Source organism: Faecalibacterium sp. BIOML-A4 (genome assembly GCF_009679665.1).
GTDB classification, from domain to species: domain Bacteria; phylum Bacillota; class Clostridia; order Oscillospirales; family Ruminococcaceae; genus Faecalibacterium; species Faecalibacterium taiwanense.
This window is the reverse complement of sequence record NZ_WKZG01000014.1, coordinates 17,216-35,618: the sequence shown is the minus strand read 5'-3', so window position 1 is coordinate 35,618 and position 18,403 is coordinate 17,216. Positions and strand designations below refer to the sequence as shown.

Genomic DNA, 18,403 nt, shown 5'->3' with positions numbered 1-18,403 from the left:
GAAGCGGGAGCCTTGCAAAGGCCCCCGCTTCTGCTTGTTTAGGATAGGAAAGAGAATGGCTTAGTTAGAGGTTGGTGTAGCCCATCAGGTAGCGGTCTACCTCGGCGGCGCAGTCGCGGCCTTCGCGCAGGCCCCACACCACAAGGCTCTGGCCGCGGCGCATATCGCCGCAAACGAACACCTTTTCCACGTTGGTCTTGAAGCTGTGGTCTGCCACGTTGCCGCGGGCGGTCAGCTCCACACCAAATGCATCGGCCACGTAATTTTCGCAGCCGGTAAAGCCTGCGGCGATGAACGCCAGCTGGCAGTTGTAGGTAAATTCTTCACCGGTGGGCACCATGCTGGTACGGCCGGTCTCGGGATTTCGCTCCGGCTTCAGGTAGGAGATGATAGCACCGGTCAGATTGCCTGCATCATCCTTCAAAAATTCCTTCACGGTGGTCTGGTACACGCGCGGGTCCTTGCCAAACTTTGCAAGGCACTCGGTCTGGCCGTAGTCCACCTTCAGCACACGGGGCCACTCCGGCCACGGGTTGGAGGCTGCACGCTCCTTGGGCGGCTGCGGCATCATTTCCAGTGCCACCAGATCGGTGCAGCCCTGCCGCAGGGCCGTGCCCTGACAGTCGTTGCCGGTATCACCGCCGCCGATCACCAGAACATTCTTGCCCTTGGCATCGATGGCCTTGCCGTCCGCGAACTGGCTGTCCAGCAGACTTCTGGTCACGCTGGTCAGGTAGTCCACGGCAAAGTGCACGCCGTTTGCATCGCGGCCGGGCACATTCAGGTCGCGGGCCTTCTTGGCACCGCAGCACAGCACCACGGCATCGTAGCCGTTCAGCAGCTCTTCGGCGGCAACAGCCCCGCCCACATCCATGTTGGTGCGGAACTCCACGCCCTCAGCCTGCATGATCTTGATGCGGCGCTCGATGACGGATTTGTCCAGCTTCATGTTGGGGATGCCGTACATCAGCAGGCCGCCCACGCGGTCGGCACGCTCGAACACAGTCACGGCGTGGCCGCGCTTGTTCAGGTATTCGGCCACCGAAAGGCCGGAGGGGCCGCTGCCCACCACGGCTACGCTCTTGCCGGTGCGGGAGGGCGGCGGTGCGGCGTGCAGCCAGCCCTTGGCGTAAGCCGTTTCGATAATGGCGTGCTCGTTCTCGCGCACGGTCACGCTGCTGCCGGTCACATCGCCGCAGGTGCAGGCCGCTTCACACAGGGCAGGGCACACCCGGCTGGTGAACTCCGGAAAGCGGTTGGTGGCCATCAGCCGATGCATGGCCAGCTCCCACTTGCCATGATAAACAAGGTCGTTCCACTCCGGGATGAGGTTATTCAGCGGGCAGCCGGAGGCCATGCCGCCGATCATCATGCCGGCCTGACAGAAGGGAACACCGCAGTCCATGCAGCGTGCTGCCTGCGTCTGCTGCTCCTCGCGTGAGAGCCAGACGTGAAATTCGTTAAAGTTTTCAATGCGTTCCAGCGGCGGAACATCCGTGCTGGTCTTGCGCGTATAGTCGATAAATCCAGTTGTCTTACCCATAACGCTGCCCTCCTTACTTCTTCTTCTGCACCGTGTAGAATGCTTCGATCTGTGCCTGCTCGCCGTCCAGACCGCGCTCCTCAACGGATGCGATCACACGCAGCATACGGTCATAATCGTAGGGCAGAACTTTCTTGAACTTGGGCAGGAATTCGCTGAAGTTGTCAAGGATTTCTTTGCCGCGGGGAGAGCCGGTGGCCTCCACATGTTCGCGGATCAGCTCTTTCAGGGTGGCAACATCGTACTTGTGCTCCACAGGCTCCAGGCTGACGGTCTCCTTGTTCACGCGCTGGTAGAAGTCCCAGTTCTCGTCCAGCACGTAGGCGATGCCGCCGGTCATACCGGCTGCAAAGTTCTTGCCGGTCTGGCCCAGAACCACCACCGTGCCGCCGGTCATGTACTCGCAGCCGTGGTCGCCAACGCCCTCCACAACGGCGGTGGCACCGCTGTTGCGCACGGCGAAGCGCTCACCGGCCACGCCGGAAATGAACGCCTTGCCGCTGGTAGCACCGTACAGGGCCACGTTGCCGGTGATAATGTTCTCCTCGGGCTTGAACGTGATGCCCTTGGGCGGACGCACGACGATCTTGCCGCCGGACAGGCCTTTGCCCATGTAGTCGTTGCAGTCGCCCACAAGGTCCAGCGTCAGGCCGCCCGGGATGAAGGCACCAAAGCTCTGGCCGCCTGCACCCACACAGTGGGCGGTGTAAACATCATCCGGCAGGCTGTTGCCGTATTTGCGGGTGATCTCGCTGCCAAAGATGGCACCAAAGGCGCGGTCGGTGTTGGAGACATCCAGCGTCACGCTCTGGGCATTCTTGCTGCTGAGCTTGAACTTCTTCATCAGCACCTTCATATCGAGGGTGTTTTCCAGATGGAAGTCGTAGGTGTCCTCCTTCACGAAGTGAACATTGCTGTTCTCGATGGCAGGGTTGTGCAGGATGCAGTCGAGATCCATCTTGGAAGCGCGGCTGCCGGGTGCGGCAGGCTTGACCTTGAGCAGGTCGGTGCGGCCCACCAGTTCATCGATGGTGCGCACGCCCAGCTTTGCCATGTACTCGCGCAGCTCCTCGGCCACAAAGGTGAGGTAGTTGATGATGTATTCCGGCTTGCCCTTGAAGTTCTTGCGCAGCTCCGGGTTCTGGGTGCAGATGCCCATGGGGCAGGTATCCAGATTGCACACACGCATCATCACGCAGCCCTCGGCCATCAGCAGGGTAGTGCCGAAGCCGAACTCCTCTGCGCCCAGCATACAGCTGATGGCAACATCGCGGCCGGAGAGCAGCTTGGAGTCGCTCTCGATGCGCACGCGGGTGCGCAGGCCGTTCAGGATCAGGGTCTGATGGGTCTCGGCGATGCCCAGCTCCCACGGCAGGCCAGCGTGCTTGATGGAAGTACGCGGTGCTGCACCGGTGCCGCCGTCGTAGCCGGACACCAGAATGACCTGTGCGCCGCCCTTGGCAACACCGGCCGCAATGGTGCCAACGCCGGCCTCGCTCACCAGCTTGACATTGATGTTGGCGCTGCGGTTGGCGTTCTTCAGGTCGTAGATCAGCTCTGCAAGGTCCTCGATGGAGTAGATATCGTGGTGCGGCGGGGGAGAGATCAGGCCCACACCGGTGGTGCTGTGGCGGGTCTTTGCAATCCACGGATATACTTTGGCACCGGGCAGATTGCCGCCCTCACCGGGCTTTGCGCCCTGTGCCAGCTTGATCTGGATCTCTTCCGCAGAAACGAGGTATTTGCTCGTTACACCAAAGCGTGCGGAAGCCACCTGCTTGATCTTGGAATTGCTCTCGCTGTGGTAGCGCTCTTCGGGTTCGCCGCCCTCGCCGGTGTTGCTGCGGCCGCCCAGACGGTTCAGGGCAATGGCAATGGTCTCATGGGCTTCACTGCTCAGGGCACCGTAGCTCATGGCTGCGCCCTTGAACCGCTTGACGATGGAGCTTACCGGCTCCACCTCTTCCAGCGGGATGCCGCCGTCAGGAGCATAGTTGAAGTCCAGCAGGCTGCGCAGATGCACGCCGTCAGCACCCATATTGTCCACGGTGCTGGTGAACTGCTTGAAAGCCGAGTAGTCGTTCGTCCAGCAGGCTTTCTGGAACAGGTGGATGGTCTGGGGGTTGAACAGGTGTTCTTCCTTGCCGCTGCGGAATTTGTGTGCGCCGCTGTCGGCCAGCTCCATGTTGATGTCCAGACCCAGCGGGTCGAAGGCTGCGTTGTGCTGGGCTTCCACATCGGCCTGAATGTCCGAAAGGGTAATGCCGCCCACACGGCTCACCGTGCCGGTGAAGTATTTGTCGATGACATCCTTGGAGATGCCCACAGCCTCAAAGATCTGGCTGCTCTGGTAGCTCTGGATGGTGGAAATGCCCATCTTGGAGGCAATCTTCACAATGCCGCTGAGGATGGCGTTGTCGTAGTCCTCCACGGCTGCATAGTAATCTTTGTCCAGCAGGCCTTCGTCGATGAGCTGGCCGATGGTCTCATGTGCCAGATAGGGATTGATGGCGCAGGCACCGTAGCCCAGCAGAGCGGCAAAGTGGTGCACCTCGCGCGGCTCTGCACTTTCCAGGATCAGGGCCAGTGCGGTGCTCTTCTTGGTGCGGATCAGGTACTGCGAAACCGCGGAAACTGCCAGCAGGCTGGGAATGGTCACGTGGTATTCATCCACATCGCGGTCAGAAAGGATGATGATGTTTGCACCATCCTTGTAGGCGCGGTCGACCTCCAGAAATACACGGTCGATGGCCTTTTCCAGACTGGTATTCTTATAGTAGTTGATGGACACCGTGGCTACCTTGAAGCCGGGCACGTTCATGTATTTGATCTTGAGCAGGTCGGTGCTGGTCAGGATGGGGTTGTGCACCTTGAGCACCTTGCAGTTCTCGGGCTTGTCCTCCAGCAGGTTGCCGTGTGCGCCAATATACACGCTGGTGGAAGTGACCACCTTTTCGCGGATGGCATCGATGGGCGGGTTGGTGACCTGCGCAAAGCGCTGCTTGAAGTAATTGAACAGCGGCGGATGCTGGTTGCTCAGCACAGCAAGCGGGGTGTCGGTGCCCATAGCGCCGGAAGGCTCTGCGCCTGCCCGTGCCATGGAGAGGATCATGGTGTTCACATCCTCATACTTGTAGCCGAACACCTTCTGCAGGCGGGTGAGCTGATCGCCGGTGTAGCTTTCCACCTTCACGTTGGGAATTTTCAGTCTGGCCAGCTCCACAAGGTTGCGGTCGATCCACTCGCCGTAAGGCTCACGGCTGGCGTAGAACTCCTTGAGCTTTTCGTCGTCCACCACTTCGCCCTTCACGGTGTCCACCAGCAGCATTTTGCCGGGGCGCAGACGATCCTTGACCAAAATATTATCCGGCTCGCATTCCAGCACACCCACCTCGGAGGACAGGATCATGCGGCCGTCCTTGGTGATGTAATAGCGGCTGGGGCGCAGACCGTTGCGGTCCAGCACAGCGCCCATCACGTCGCCGTCCGAGAAGAGGATGGCAGCGGGGCCATCCCAAGGCTCCAGCATGGTGGCATAATACTGGTAGAAATCGCGCTTTTTCTGGCTGATGTTCTTGTTGTTCTCCCACGGCTCGGGAATGGTGATCATCACGGCCAGCGGCAGATCCATGCCGTTCATCACCATGAATTCCAGCGCGTTATCCAGCATGGCGGAGTCGGAGCCGGAAGTGTTGATGATGGGCAGGATCTTGTTCATGTCGTCCTGCATGATGGAGCTGGAGATGCTCTCTTCACGGGCCAGCATGGCATCCGTGTTGCCCTTGATGGTGTTGATCTCGCCGTTGTGCAGGATGAAGCGGTTGGGGTGTGCGCGCATCCAGCTGGGGTTGGTGTTGGTGGAGAAGCGGCTGTGCACCATGCCGATGGCAGACTCGTAATCGGGGTCCTGCAGGTCGGTATAGAACAGGCGCAGATCATGCACGAGGAACATGCCCTTGTAAACGATGGTGCGGCTGGACAGGCTGGGCACATAGGTGCCGTTGCTGGCCTGCTCGAACACGCGGCGCACAATGTACAGCTTGCGGTCAAAATCGATGCCCTTGCTCACCTTGGCGGGCTTTTTGATGAAGCACTGCCAGATAGCAGGCATACAGTCGCGGGCTTTCTGGCCCACGGCATCCGGGTTCACGGGAACCTTGCGCCATGCCAGAAATTCGAGGCCTTCCTTGCGGGTGACCACCTCGAACAGCTTCATGGCCTGCGCACGCAGGTGTTCGCTCTGGGGGAAGAAGAACATGCCCACACCGTACTCGCGCTCGTTGCCAAGGCTGATGTTCAGTTCTTCGGCCACCTTGGAGAAGAACTTGTGGCTGATCTGCAGCAAAATGCCCACACCGTCGCCGGTCTTGCCCTCGGCATCCTTGCCGGCACGGTGCTCCAGCCGTTCCACAATGGCCAGTGCATCGTCCACGGTCTGGTGGCTTTTGCGGCCCTTGATATCCACCACAGCGCCAATGCCGCAGGCATCGTGCTCAAACTGTGGATCGTACAGACCAAGGGTGTTTTTCTGCTCTGTAAAGTTTTCCATAGACTTTCCCATCCTTATCTAAAATCCTCACCGGTGCGGCACCCTCCGCATTCTGACAAAAAAGAAAAGCGCCCCGCAAGGGCAGACTTTACCCTTGCGGAACGCCTTTGTTCCGGTACTTATTATTATAGCGAGCCGTGAAGAATCTTCAAGTGACAGCTGCACCAAATATAACAACAGCTTTCCACTGCTTCTTGTGCGAAACGCCGCGTACGGCGGTCAGTTGTAGCTATAGTGAGAACAGTGCAGGCTCAATGTCTGCCCAGAATGGCCCGCAGGTCGGCTTCCGGGGTGGCAATGGGCTTGAGGCCGTACCGTTCCTGCAGGGTGCGCACCACCCCCGGCGAGAGGAACGGGGGCAGGGTAGGCCCCAGCCGGATGTTCCGGATGCCCAGCGCCAGCAGCGCGATGAGGATGCACACGGCCTTCTGCTCAAACCAGCACAACACCAGCGAGAGGGGCAGGTCGTTGACGCCGCAGCCAAAGGCGTCGGCCAGCGCCAATGCGATGCGGATGGCGCTGTAGGCGTCGTTGCACTGGCCCACGTCTAGGATGCGGGGCAGGCCGGTGCCCGGCACGGTGCCAAGGGGCAGGTCGTTCAGGCGGAACTTGCCGCAGGCCAGGGTCAGCAGGATGGTGTCGGGCGGGGTAAGGCGGGCAAACTCGGTGTAGTAGCGGCGGCTGGGCCGGGTACCGTCGCAGCCGCCCACCAGAAAGAAGTGCCGCAGCTTACCGTCCCGCACCGCCTGCACGATCTCGTCCGCGTGCTGCAGCACGGCGGTGCGGGCAAAACCGGTGGTCACCGTGGAGCCGCCGTTCAGGCCGGGCAGCAGGGTGTCCTGCGCGTAGCCGCCCAGCTCCAGCGCCTTTTCGATCACCGGGGAAAAGTCGCGCCCTTCGTCGATGTGGGGCACGCCGGGGTAAGCCACCACCGAGGTGGTGAACACCCGGTCGGCGTAGCTGGCGCGCAGGGGCATGATGCAGTTGGTGGTGAACAGGATGGGCGCGGGGATGTCCTCGAACTCCCGCTGCTGGTTCTGCCATGCGGTGCCAAAGTTGCCCTTGAGGTGGGGGTAGCGGCGCTTCAGCTCCGGGTAGCCGTGGGCGGGCAGCATCTCCGAGTGGGTGTAGACGTTGACGCCCCGGCCTGCGGTCTGTTCCAGCAGCTGCTGTGCGTCGTAGAGGTCGTGGCCGGAAATCACGATGAACGGCCCCTTTTCAATGGTCAGGGGCACCTGCACCGGTTCCGGATCGCCAAACGCGCCGGTGTTGGCCGCGTCCAGCAGCTCCATGCAGCGGTAGCTGGCTTCTCCTGTGGCCTGCACCAGCTGCCACAGGGCGTCGGTGGTCTGGCCGGGGTCGCCCACGGCCTGCAGGGCGGTACAGAAGAACCGGTCCAGCTCCGGGTCGATGCGGCCCAGCACCCGGGCGTGGTAGTTGTAGGCGGCCATGCCCCGCAGGCTGAACAGCACAAAGCATTTCAGGCTGCGCCGGTCGGCGTCCGGTTCCCGCCAGAGGGCCTGCATGTCGTAGTCCGAGCCGGTGCCGGGGCTGGCGTCGTGCACCCGGCGGGTCAGCGCGTCCACGTCGGCGGGGTCAAAGTTCACGTTGGTAATGGTGGTGAACAGCCCCTGCATCAGCAGCCGGGCCTGTTCCGGGGTCGGGCCGCGCCCCGCCGCGATGAGCTGCCCGGCAAACGCGATGAGCGCCCCGGTGAGCCGGTCCTGTGCGGCGGCTGTCTCGGCCGACTTGCCGCACACCCCCGCTGCGCCGGTGCAGGCGGTGCAGCCCGCCGCCTGCTCACACTGAAAACAAAACATCTGCTCGTCCATACAAAACTCCCTTTCTGCCATAAGATACTGCCAGTGTGGGCAGAGCGGGGCGGGGTTATACCAAAAAAGAGCCACACCCCTGCGGGCGCGGCTCTTAGACGACGCGGTATGACTTAGTAGGTGATGCCCTGTGCCATCATGGCGGTGGCGACCTTCAGGAAGCCGGCGCAGTTTGCACCGACCATCAGGTTGCCCTCGGAACCGGCAGCCACAGATGCATCGTAGGAAGCATGGAAGATGCCCTCCATAATGCCCTTCAGCTTGGCATCGACCTCTTCAAAGGTCCAGCTCAGACGCTCAGAGTTCTGGCTCATCTCCAGACCGGAGGTGGCCACGCCGCCTGCGTTGGAAGCCTTTGCAGGTCCGTACAGGATGCCGTTGGACAGGTAGACCTCGATGGCCTCCGGGGTGCTGGGCATGTTGGCACCCTCGCAGACCACGGTGCAGCCGCCCTTCACCAGAGCCTCAGCGGACTCCTTGTTGATCTCGTTCTGGGTTGCGCAGGGCAGGGCAATGTCGCAGGGGACAGTCCAGACCTTGGTGCAATCTGCAACATAGGTTACACCCTCGTGGGTCTCGGCGTACTCCTTGATGCGGCCGCGGCGGACTTCCTTCAGATCCTTGACGTAGGCCAGATCGATGCCGTTGGGGTCGTAGACGTAGCCGTTGGAGTCGGACATGGTCACGACCTTGGCACCCAGCTGGGTGGCCTTCTCGCAGGCGTAGATCGCAACATTGCCGGAACCGGAGATGACCACGGTCTTGCCCTCAAAGCTGTCGTTGCGCATGCACTTCAGAGCTTCAGCGGTGAAGTAGCACAGGCCGTAGCCGGTAGCCTCGGTACGGGCCAGAGAACCGCCGAAGGTCAGGCCCTTGCCGGTGAGCATACCGCCCTGGAAGCTGTTGGTCAGGCGCTTGTACTGGCCGAACATATAGCCGACCTCACGGCCGCCGACACCGATATCACCGGCGGGGCAGTCCACGAACTGGCCGATGTGGCGGTACAGCTCGGTCATGAAGCTCTGGCAGAAGCGCATCACTTCCATGTCGCTCTTGCCGTGGGGGTCGAAGTCAGAGCCGCCCTTGCCGCCGCCCATGGGCAGGGTGGTCAGGCTGTTTTTGAAGGTCTGCTCAAAGCCGAGGAACTTCAGGATGCCCTGATTGACAGAGGGATGGAAGCGCAGGCCGCCCTTGTAGGGGCCGATGGCGCTGTTGAACTGCACACGGTAGCCGCGGTTCACCTGAACCTTGCCCTGGTCATCGACCCAGGGCACACGGAAGGTGATGATGCGCTCAGGCTCGACCAGACGCTCGATCAGAGCGGCCTTCTCGTACTCAGGGTGCTTCTCCACAACGGGCTGGATGCTCTCCAGAACCTCGCGCACAGCCTGCAGGAACTCAGGCTCGTTGGCATTGCGCTTTTCCAGACCTTCGTAAACGCGCTTCAGGTATTCATTTGTCAGCATAGTAGAATACTCCTTTTCCCAATTACTCTATAAAATTTGAAAAAGACGAGACCACCCGGCCCGCCGCACAGCGGACGCGCTGCTAAAACGCTTTGGGACGATCCCGGATTTCCGTTCTTACACACCGGCCTGCTTATGGCTGCAGACCGCTTTATTATTATAAAGCATTTCTGTGGGTTTGACAATAGCGAGAAAGCAGAAAATGCTTCAAAAAAACAGATGAAAAGTTGAGACCGCTTCACAAAACGAAAAATAAAAGAAAAAAACGGCACAGAACCTTGTTTTTTAAAGCGTTGGCAGAACAAAAGAAATACGGAAAAGAACGTCTTTTCTCCATTTTGCTGCATTCTGCAGGCGCAGAAAGCCATATTTTCTGCAAACAAAAAGCCCTGCACCACGCAAACGGCACAGGGCAGAGAAACGATTTTTACTTCTTCAGCAGCTTTTCGCAGGCATCTGCGGCACCTTCCAGATACTCGCCGCCGTAGGTCTCGATCATACCGGCATCGGAAAGCGCAGCCAGCTGGGGATCGATGGGGCACTTGGCCAGCACGGGCAGGCCGTGCTTTGCAGCCACCTCATCCACATGGCTCTCACCGAACACATTGATGTGCTTGCCGCAGTCGGGGCAGACGATGTAGCTCATGTTCTCCACGATGCCCAGCATGGGCACCTTCATCATCTCAGCCATGTTCACGGCCTTGGCCACGATCATGCTCACCAGCTCCTGCGGGCTTGCCACCACAACAATGCCGTCCACCGGCAGGCTCTGGAACACGGTCAGGGGCACATCACCGGTTCCCGGAGGCATGTCCACGAACAGAAAGTCCACGTCCTTCCAAACCACATCGGTCCAGAACTGTTTGACGGCACCGGCGATCACCGGGCCGCGCCACACAACGGGGTCTTCCTCATTTTCCACCAGCAGGTTGATGCTCATGACATCGATGCCCATGCGGCTCTGGATGGGCCAGCAGCCCTTGTCGTCGGCCATGGCACGGCCATGGATGCCGAACAGCTTGGGAATGGACGGGCCGGTGATGTCGGCATCCAGAATGCCGCAGTGGTAGCCGCGGCGTGCCATGGCGCAGGCCAGCAGGGCGCTGGTCATGCTCTTGCCAACGCCGCCCTTGCCGGACACAACGCCAATGACTTTTTTGACGCTGCTGTTGGGGTTGGGGGCATCGTGCTTGGGTGCTGCATCGCGGGAAGAACATGCTGCTCCACAGCTGGAGCAGTCATGAGTACATTCTTCGCTCATTCTCTTTTTGCGCACGGCTGGCTCAGAGGCATTGGCCGTGTGCTTCCTCCTTAAACAGAATACGGCCATATAAAAGCCGCCCCTTTACTATACCATAAAAGCGCTCAGGAAACAACCCGCCGCGCCGCTCTGCTTTTGCATATCCTGTTCCGCCGCTTCATATGCTGGAACCGGAACATTCCGGCAGGAGGTGCGCCATGCGGCAGAGCTATTTGAAAAATGCGGCGCTGCTCACCGGTTCAGACGTGGTGCTGCGGCTGGCCGGCATGGGCCTGCGCATCTGGCTGGCAAACGAGCTGGGCGGCGAGGGGATGGGCCTTTACCAGCTGGTGCTGGCGGTGTATTCACTGTTCGTCACGCTGGCAACGGCGGGCGTCTCGGTGGCAGCTACCCGGCTCATGGCCGAAGAACTCAGCGGTCCGGACTCTGCCCGCGGTGCGGCCCGCGGCATGCTGCGCCGTTTGCTGGCGGCGGGACTTGTGCTGGGGCTGTTTGCCGCTTTGCTGCAGCTGGCGACAGCGGATCTTGCGGCCCGGTTGTGGCTTGGCGATGTCCGCGCCGTCGGTGCTTTGCGCGTTTCAGCGCTGGGAATGCCATGGATGGCGGTCTCGGCGGTGCTGCGCGGTTTTTTCATCGCCCGACGGCATGTAGCTCCCAATGTGTTCAGCCAGCTTACGGAGCAGACGGTGCGCATCGCGCTGGTGGCACTGGCGCTTACCCGCACCGAGGGCCTTGCGGTGGGCGTGCGCTGTATGCTGGTGCTGGGAGCTACCGCCGTCAGCGAAGCGGTGTCGGCGCTGTGCATGCTGGCCTTTTACCGGCGGGATGCCCGCAGTGCCTTTGCGGGGCAAAAAGCCGTCCGCCCGGCAGACCCTGCCCGCCGTCTGTGGGAGATCCTGTGGCCGGTGGAGGGCGGGTGTTGGCAAGCGCCCTGCACACGGCGGAGAATATGCTGGTGCCCGCCTGCCTTGCGGTCTATCTGATCAACGCGGGCGGGCGCACCGCCGCGCTGGAGCAGTACGGAGAACTGAAAGGCATGGCTCTGCCGCTGCTTACGTTCCCATTTGGCCTGCTGGGCAGTCTTTCGGTGCTGCTGATGCCGGAGATCACGCAGGCTCATATTCTGGGCCAAACCGAACGGCTCAACGCACTTTTGGACCGGATGCTGCGGCTTACCGGCTATTTTTCCGCGCTGGCAGGGGTGCTGTTCTGGGTGTGGGGACGGCCGCTGGCACAGCTTTTGTACCAAAGTGCGGATGCCGGGTTTTATCTGGAAACGCTGGCTCCTGCCATGCCGCTGATGTATCTGGAAAGCATGGTGGACGGTGCCATGAAAGGGGTAGGGGAGCAGAAGGCGGCCTTCCGCTACAGCGTGTGGGATTCCATCCTGCGCATTGGCGGGGTGGTGGCGCTGCTGCCGCGCTTTGGCATGAAGGGCTTTTTGGCAGTGATCCTGCTTTCCAGCCTGTACACCTGTGCGGCCAACACCGGGCATCTGCTGTTTTCCAGCGGCACGCAGCATGCATTCCGCCGCTGGCTGGGTGCACCGGCACTGGCAGCTGTGCTGGCCGCGGCGGCTGGCATGGCGCTGCGGAAGCTGCTTGCGGATGGGTTTGCGGCTCGGCTGCCTTTGCAGCTGGCCGCGTTGGGCATAGGCGGCTGCGCTACCACAGGAGTGTTCCTGCTGGCGGCATGGCCGCTGGGCCTTGGAGAGGAAGCAGCCGCGCTCTGGGCTGCGCACCGGCCCGGCAGACCGAAAAAATAGAGGGAGTTTGGCAGCGGATTCAAATTTTCTGGACATTCTGCAGTGTTCTGAGTATAATATAAAGATAGGGCTGTCCGGTGTACCGGATACTCTGTGAAACCGGAAGCTTTTCCGGCCAAAACTGCGGCTTTTGTGCCGTATGTAAAAGAGGACTTTTTTGTGAAAGATAAAAAGAACACACCGCAGGTGCTTGCGCGCCGGGCGCTGCTTGTGCTGCTGGATGCAGCCATTGTTGCATTCAGCTTTTATTTTGCGCTGCTGCTGCGTGCAGACGGAGCAGTGGAAGCTGCTTGGTGGCCGCATAACCGTGAGCTTCTGTACGAAAATCTGCCATGGATCGTGGCGGTGTACATTGCCAGCTTTCTGTTCAGCGGGCTGTACTCCGTACTGTGGAAGTATGCCGGTGAACGCGACCTGATGCGTCTGGCGGGAACGGTGGCTGTGCCTACCGTTGTCGTCTACTGTGTCAACCGTCTGTGCATCCACGGCGTGCTGTTCAACTCCGCCAACTGTATGGCGGCGGTGCTCATCTTCCTGCTGGTGGGCGGCAGCCGTCTGGCATGGCGGCTGTTCCTGAACCACCCGCTGGGCGAAAAGCTGCGCGGCGCTGCCAGCAAGGACCCCAACCGCCCGGTGATGATCGTAGGTGCAGGCGAAGCCGGTGCATGGGCCATCAACGTGTGCAAATCCAATAAGGAATATGGTCACGCGGTGGTGGCGGTGGACGATGATCCCACAAAACTCAACCAGACCATCCACGGGGTGCCGGTGAAGGGCACGCTGGAGGATATCCCGGACCTGTGCAAGCGCTACGGCATCCACAGCATCATCATCGCCATTCCTACCCTGAAGGGCAGCAAGCTGAACCATGTCATCGATCTGTGCGTCAGCACCCATTGTGCGGTGCAGCTGCTCAGTGACCCGCAGCTGGTGGGCAGCGGTACACCGCAGCAGGGAGCCTTCCGCGAGTTGAACCCGGCGGATTTCCTTTCCCGTGAGGAAGTGACGCTGGATACCGATCAGATCTCCGGCTACCTCACCGGCAAGACCGTTCTGGTCACGGGCGGCGGCGGCTCCATCGGCAGCGAACTGTGCCGTCAGGTGATGCGCTTCAAGCCCGGCAAGCTGCTTATTTTTGATATCTACGAGAACTGCGCCTATGAGCTTTTGATGGAGCTGCAGCAGAAGTACGGCCGGGATATCCCGGTAACGGTGCTCATTGGCTCCATCCGCGATAAAAAGCGTCTGGATGAGGTTTTTGAAACCTATCATCCCACTGTGGTGTTCCATGCGGCAGCACACAAGCATGTGCCGCTGATGGAGGTCAGCCCTGCAGAAGCGGTCAAGAACAATGTTCTGGGCACCAAAAATCTGCTGGTGAGCGCCAGCGAACACGACGTGGAGCGGTTCGTGCAGCTTTCCACTGATAAGGCTGTGAACCCCACCAGTGTGATGGGCTGTACCAAGCGCATCTGCGAAATGCTCATCCAGACCTTTGCGGGCAACACGGATATGAAGTGTGTGGCTGTGCGTTTTGGCAATGTGCTGGGCAGCCACGGCAGCGTCATTCCGCTGTTTGAGGCTCAGATCAAAAAAGGCGGGCCTGTCACCCTGACGGATCCCAACATTGAGCGCTACTTTATGACCATTCCGGAAGCGGCCCAGCTGGTGCTGCAGGCTGGTGCGCTGGCCGAAAGCGGCAATATCTATGTGCTGGACATGGGCGAGCCGGTCAAGATCATGGATCTTGCCAAGCAGCTCATCCGCTTTTACGGCTATGAGCCGGGCGTGAATATGGAGATCAAGATCGTGGGTCTGCGCCCGGGCGAGAAGCTCTACGAAGAGCTGATGATGGACGAGGAGCAGGATAAGATGCGCCGCACCCAGCACAATAAAATTTTTGTGGCTTCGCCGCGCAGCATCGATCTGGCCGAGTTCTACGGGCAGCTGCAGGAGCTTGCCGCTGCGGCAGAGCACAACGACGAGGGTGTGGTGCAGCAGCTGGCAAAGATGATCCCGACCTTCACCCCCACCCGCCAGAATCTGAAGCTGTAAACTCCCCCAGTCTGCTGCGCAGACAGCCCCCTCAAAGCGGGAGCCTGTCCGTGCGGCAAAGCCTCCCTCTTTGAGAAAGACTTCCCCCGGCCGGGACAGATTCTCCCCGCGCCGGGGAGAAATGTCACCACAGGTAACAAAGAGAAAAACAGATGTCGCGCCAGCGACAAAAAGGGGAATGGGTGGCATCGCATCAGCGATGACGAAAGGAGTTTCTACTGATGTCACTGCGGCGATCGGCCGCGTGCATATAAAATGAGAGGGATGTTACTATGGAAAAGAAACCGTTTCTGACCGAGGCGATGGCACAGGAGATCATTCAGGATGTGCCCACGCCGTTCCATGTCTACGATGAGAAGGGCATCCGTGAAAATGCCCGCCGCATCAACAAGGCATTCAGCTGGAACAAAGGCTTCAAGGAGTATTTTGCCGTCAAGGCTCTGCCAAACCCTGTCATCCTGCAGATCCTCAAGGAGGAGGGCTGCGGCGTGGACTGCTCGTCCCTGACTGAGCTGATGCTCAGCGAGGTGTGCGGTTTCTCCGGCAGTGAAATCATGTTCTCCTCCAACCAGACTCCCGTGGAGGATATGAAGAAGGCCTACGAGCTGGGCTCCTACATCAATCTGGACGATGCCACCATGGTGGAATTTCTGGAGCGTGTCGCCGGTGTGCCGGAGAACATCTTCTGCCGCTATAACCCGGGCGGCACCTTCAGTCTAGGCGAGAGCGAAGAGGGCTTTCAGGTCATGGACAAGCCCGGCGATGCCAAGTACGGCATGACCGAGGAGCAGATGATCGAAAGCTACAAGAAGCTGGCCGCCAAGGGTGCCAAGAACTTCGGCATCCACGCTTTCCTTGCTTCCAATACCATTTCCGATGAGTATTACCCGGAGCTGGCAGGTATCCTGTTCCAGCTGGCTGTCCGGGTGCAGAAGGCCACCGGTGTGCACATCGGTTATATCAACCTGTCCGGCGGTGTGGGCATCCCGTACCGCCCGGAGCAGACCGAGAACGATATCATGGCCATCGGCGAGGGTGTGCGCAAGAAGTTTGAGGAAATTCTGGTGCCCGCAGGCATGGGCGATGTGGCCATCTTTACTGAGATGGGCCGCTTTACCACCGGCCCCTACGGCGCACTGGTGGCAACTGCCATCCATGAAAAGCACATCTATAAGGAATACATCGGTCTGGATGCCTGCGCAGCCAACTTGATGCGCCCGGCCATGTACGGCGCTTACCACCACATCACCGTGCTGGGCAAGGAAAATGAGCCTTGCGACCATATGTACGATGTGGTGGGCGGTCTGTGCGAGAACAACGACAAGTTTGCCATTGACCGGATGCTGCCCAAGATCGACATTGGCGACATCGTTTATATCCACGACACCGGTGCACACGGCTCTGCCATGGGCTACAACTACAACGGCAAGCTGCGCAGCGCCGAAGTGCTGCTGTGCGAGGATGGCACCCACCGTTTGATCCGCCGTGCCGAGACGCCGCGCGATTACTTTGCAACGCTGGATTTCCTGCCCCTGATGAAGCCGCTGTTTGAAGATTAAGAGGTATCATAAATGTTTTTTGGCTTTCAGCTCACCCTTGGTCTGATGATGGTATTCTACGGCTATTCGGTCATGAAAAATCCCCGTGTCTGGGGAGATCAGGGCCGCCGTGCCGTCAAGGCGGAGCACTTTGAGGAATACTGCCGCCAGAATGGCCTGTTCTTTTTGAAGGCAGGCTGCGTGGTGGCGGTGATTGGTGCACTGGATGCACTCATCACGCTGGATGCCCTGCTGTACGCTCTGCTGTACCTCTTCGGTCTGGCTTTCGCCTTCTATCCGCTGGTCAAATGGTGCCGCGAAAATGAGGGCTTCAGCTGGCCATGGCCCCATGTCCAGAGCGAGAAAAAGCGCATCAAAGAGCTGCGCCGTGAACAGGAATCGCAGGAAAAGGCGGAGCAGGACTCCGACAAAAAGTAAAGAATAAAGAGAAAAACGGCTGCTGTACGGTAAAGTACAGCGGCCGCTTTTTTGTTTCCGCTTTATGCATGGTCGTTTTTCTCCGCTGCCTTGCTCTTATCCAGCGCATCGAACTGCTTTATGATCTGCGGGTCCTTCAGCTTGACGACCTTGCCGGAGAGATAATGCAGGGTGTTTTCCTCGGGAATATCAAGGAAAGTGACCCGCACAGCGCACAGGGCCTGCGTTTTGGTGCCGGTGCGCTCGTTCATCTTGCGGTTGCCGTACTTGATGTCGCCCAGAACCGGACGGCCCAGATAGGCCAGATGTGCACGGATCTGGTGGGTACGGCCGGTGACAAGGCCGATCTTGCACAGGGCGAACGGCCCGGCGGTGCGCAGTACGTCCACGTCCGTAATGATCTGCTTGCGGCGCTCGTCCTGCGACTGATGTGCATGGATGCTTACCTTGTTGTTCTTCTCGTCGTGCTCCCACCATGCGGTGAACCGCCCGGACTGCGGGATACCCACCGTGATGGTGTAGTACTCCTTTTTGAGTAGGTCAGTGCGGATGATCTCGTTCATGTCCCGCAGGGCGGTGTAGCTCTTGGCGGCGATCACAAGGCCCTCGGTGCCGCGGTCCAGCCGGTTGCAAATGCCGGGCTTGAACCGGTTCTCGCCGTGGGGGTCGTACTCGCCTTTTTCGGCCAGATACTGGGTAAAAGCGTCCACAAGGTTTGCATCGCCGGTGCGGTCGCTATGGCACAAAAGGTGGGTGGGTTTGTACAGCACAGCAATGTTTTCGTCCTCATAAATGACATTGACCTTGGGCTGATTCTGCTTTTTTTTCGGCGCGGCTTTCTGCACGGTTTTTGCGCTTTCCGGCGGGAAAAACTCGTCGTTGATGTACAGCTCGATCAGGTCGCCTGCCTGAATGCGGTACTCCGGCACGGCCTTTTTTCCGTTTACCTTCACGCGCTTATTGCGGAAGCTCTTGTACAAAAGGCTGGTGGGAAAATCGCGGGTCACGCTCTGCACAAAGCGGGAAAGACGAACGCCGTCGTCGTTGGCGGTTGCGGTATATTGTTTCATAAATGTTCCTCAATTTTCAAGAGATACCTTTATAGTAATACAGCCTTGGCTGCAAGTCAACGCGGAAACGCCCCGGATCAAAACTATTTTACCGCAAAGCCTTGAGTTCCGGGCGCAAAATGGGTACTATTATAAGGAATGAATCAGAAGGAGAGTACCGCAATGGCAGAACACAAACGGCATCAGGGACACCGCCAGCGGATGCGCGAACGGGTGCAGAACTACGGTCTGGACAGTCTGGCCGAGCACGAAGCGCTGGAATATGTGCTGTACCTCACCAACGCCCAGAAGGACACCAACGGCATCGCTCACGACCTGATCGACCGCTTTGGCGATTTTGCCGCTGTGCTGGAAGCCAGCGAGGAAGAGCTGTGCACTGTGGAGGGCGTAGGCCCGGCCACAGCCCGGATGCTGCATCTGCTGCCGGAGATCAGCCGCTACTATGGCCGCAGCCGTACCAGCACTACCCGCTGCATCAGAACTACGGAGCAGATGGGCAGCTATCTGATGGCGAAGTTTGCGTGGTCGGATTACGAGCGTGCAATGCTGGTCAGTCTGGACAGCCGTAAGCGGGTGCGCGCGGCGGTCTGGCTGCGGGAAGGCACCACCGACCGGGTAAGTCTGGACATCAAGGATGTGGTGTCTGCGGCCATCAAGGGCGGCACTGACACGGTGGTGCTCAGCCACAACCACCCCAACGGTGCGGCCTTGCCCTCCATGGAGGATCTGGAGGCCACAGGCAATATTGCCCGGGCATTGGGCCTTGTGAACATCCATCTGCTGGATCACTTCATCCTGACCGATACGGAGTATTTCTCCATGCGGGACGCAAACCGCCTGCCGATCTATGACTTTAAAACAGGTACGCTTTTCTGGCCTTGATCTG

The 18,403-nt window shown here is 59.6% G+C and carries 12 protein-coding genes; 6 read left to right on the top strand and 6 right to left on the bottom strand.

What is annotated here, in order from left to right; genetic code table 11:
- Positions 1-64: 64 nt before the first annotated feature.
- The 5 genes from GKG34_RS10245 to GKG34_RS10225 form a co-directional block, all read right to left on the bottom strand.
- Positions 65-1,543 carry a glutamate synthase subunit beta gene (locus GKG34_RS10245; RefSeq protein WP_005941486.1) on the bottom strand — a complete coding sequence of 493 codons (1,479 nt, stop codon included), beginning with the start codon at positions 1,541-1,543 and terminating at the stop codon, positions 65-67.
- Positions 1,544-1,556: 13 nt separating this feature from the next.
- Complete coding sequence (gene gltB, locus GKG34_RS10240) at positions 1,557-6,092, bottom strand: glutamate synthase large subunit (RefSeq protein WP_243139243.1); 4,536 nt, start codon at positions 6,090-6,092, stop codon at positions 1,557-1,559.
- A 251-nt stretch (positions 6,093-6,343) separates the two neighbouring features.
- Positions 6,344-7,924 (bottom strand): hydroxylamine reductase, encoded by a 1,581-nt coding sequence (gene hcp, locus GKG34_RS10235; protein WP_173015245.1) that lies wholly within the window; start codon positions 7,922-7,924, stop codon positions 6,344-6,346.
- Positions 7,925-8,037: 113 nt separating this feature from the next.
- On the bottom strand, positions 8,038-9,390 hold the full coding sequence (gene gdhA / locus GKG34_RS10230; protein WP_154256131.1) for an NADP-specific glutamate dehydrogenase: 1,353 nt from the start codon (positions 9,388-9,390) through the stop codon (positions 8,038-8,040).
- 427 nt (positions 9,391-9,817) lie between these two features.
- A complete protein-coding gene (locus tag GKG34_RS10225; RefSeq protein WP_044953699.1) occupies positions 9,818-10,651 on the bottom strand; it encodes an Mrp/NBP35 family ATP-binding protein in 834 nt (277 codons plus the stop codon).
- Positions 10,652-10,848: 197 nt separating this feature from the next.
- On the opposite strand from GKG34_RS10225, the gene GKG34_RS15900 reads away from it, so the two are divergent.
- The 5 genes from GKG34_RS15900 (at position 10,849) to GKG34_RS10205 (ending at position 16,447) form a co-directional block, all read left to right on the top strand.
- Positions 10,849-11,634 carry an oligosaccharide flippase family protein gene (locus tag GKG34_RS15900; RefSeq protein ID WP_243139242.1) on the top strand — a complete coding sequence of 262 codons (786 nt, stop codon included), beginning with the start codon at positions 10,849-10,851 and terminating at the stop codon, positions 11,632-11,634.
- Entirely contained in the window at positions 11,571-12,416 is an 846-nt protein-coding gene (locus GKG34_RS15895) for a polysaccharide biosynthesis C-terminal domain-containing protein (RefSeq protein WP_243139241.1), read from the top strand. Before GKG34_RS15900 ends, GKG34_RS15895 begins: the two co-directional genes overlap by 64 nt.
- Positions 12,417-12,575: 159 nt before the next feature.
- Positions 12,576-14,471 (top strand): nucleoside-diphosphate sugar epimerase/dehydratase, encoded by a 1,896-nt coding sequence (locus GKG34_RS10215; RefSeq protein ID WP_097782240.1) that lies wholly within the window; start codon positions 12,576-12,578, stop codon positions 14,469-14,471.
- Between the two features lie 272 nt (positions 14,472-14,743).
- Entirely contained in the window at positions 14,744-16,030 is a 1,287-nt protein-coding gene (locus GKG34_RS10210) for a diaminopimelate decarboxylase (protein ID WP_154256130.1), read from the top strand.
- Between the two features lie 12 nt (positions 16,031-16,042).
- Positions 16,043-16,447, top strand: a complete 405-nt coding sequence (locus GKG34_RS10205; protein ID WP_097775441.1) for a hypothetical protein — start codon at positions 16,043-16,045, stop codon at positions 16,445-16,447.
- A gap of 62 nt (positions 16,448-16,509) precedes the next feature.
- Here GKG34_RS10205 and GKG34_RS10200 read toward each other — a convergent pair whose 3' ends face one another.
- Complete coding sequence (locus GKG34_RS10200) at positions 16,510-17,517, bottom strand: RluA family pseudouridine synthase (protein ID WP_154256129.1); 1,008 nt, start codon at positions 17,515-17,517, stop codon at positions 16,510-16,512.
- A 162-nt stretch (positions 17,518-17,679) separates the two neighbouring features.
- Between GKG34_RS10200 and radC the strand changes: the two genes are divergently transcribed.
- Complete coding sequence (radC, locus tag GKG34_RS10195; RefSeq protein WP_044953632.1) at positions 17,680-18,399, top strand: DNA repair protein RadC; 720 nt, start codon at positions 17,680-17,682, stop codon at positions 18,397-18,399.
- Positions 18,400-18,403: the final 4 nt, after the last annotated feature.

Bases quoted from the DNA above. Each gene is read 5' to 3' on its own strand.
- GKG34_RS10245 (WP_005941486.1), bottom strand. From the start codon at position 1,543: ATGGGTAAGACAACTGGATTTATCGACTATACGCGCAAGACCAGCACG.
- GKG34_RS10225 (WP_044953699.1), bottom strand. From the start codon at position 10,651: ATGAGCGAAGAATGTACTCATGACTGCTCCAGCTGTGGAGCAGCATGT.
- gdhA (WP_154256131.1), bottom strand. From the start codon at position 9,390: ATGCTGACAAATGAATACCTGAAGCGCGTTTACGAAGGTCTGGAAAAG.
- hcp (WP_173015245.1), bottom strand. From the start codon at position 7,924: ATGGACGAGCAGATGTTTTGTTTTCAGTGTGAGCAGGCGGCGGGCTGC.
- GKG34_RS10210 (WP_154256130.1), top strand. From the start codon at position 14,744: ATGGAAAAGAAACCGTTTCTGACCGAGGCGATGGCACAGGAGATCATT.
- radC (WP_044953632.1), top strand. From the start codon at position 17,680: ATGGCAGAACACAAACGGCATCAGGGACACCGCCAGCGGATGCGCGAA.
- GKG34_RS10200 (WP_154256129.1), bottom strand. From the start codon at position 17,517: ATGAAACAATATACCGCAACCGCCAACGACGACGGCGTTCGTCTTTCC.
- GKG34_RS10205 (WP_097775441.1), top strand. From the start codon at position 16,043: ATGTTTTTTGGCTTTCAGCTCACCCTTGGTCTGATGATGGTATTCTAC.
- gltB (WP_243139243.1), bottom strand. From the start codon at position 6,092: ATGGAAAACTTTACAGAGCAGAAAAACACCCTTGGTCTGTACGATCCA.
- GKG34_RS15900 (WP_243139242.1), top strand. From the start codon at position 10,849: ATGCGGCAGAGCTATTTGAAAAATGCGGCGCTGCTCACCGGTTCAGAC.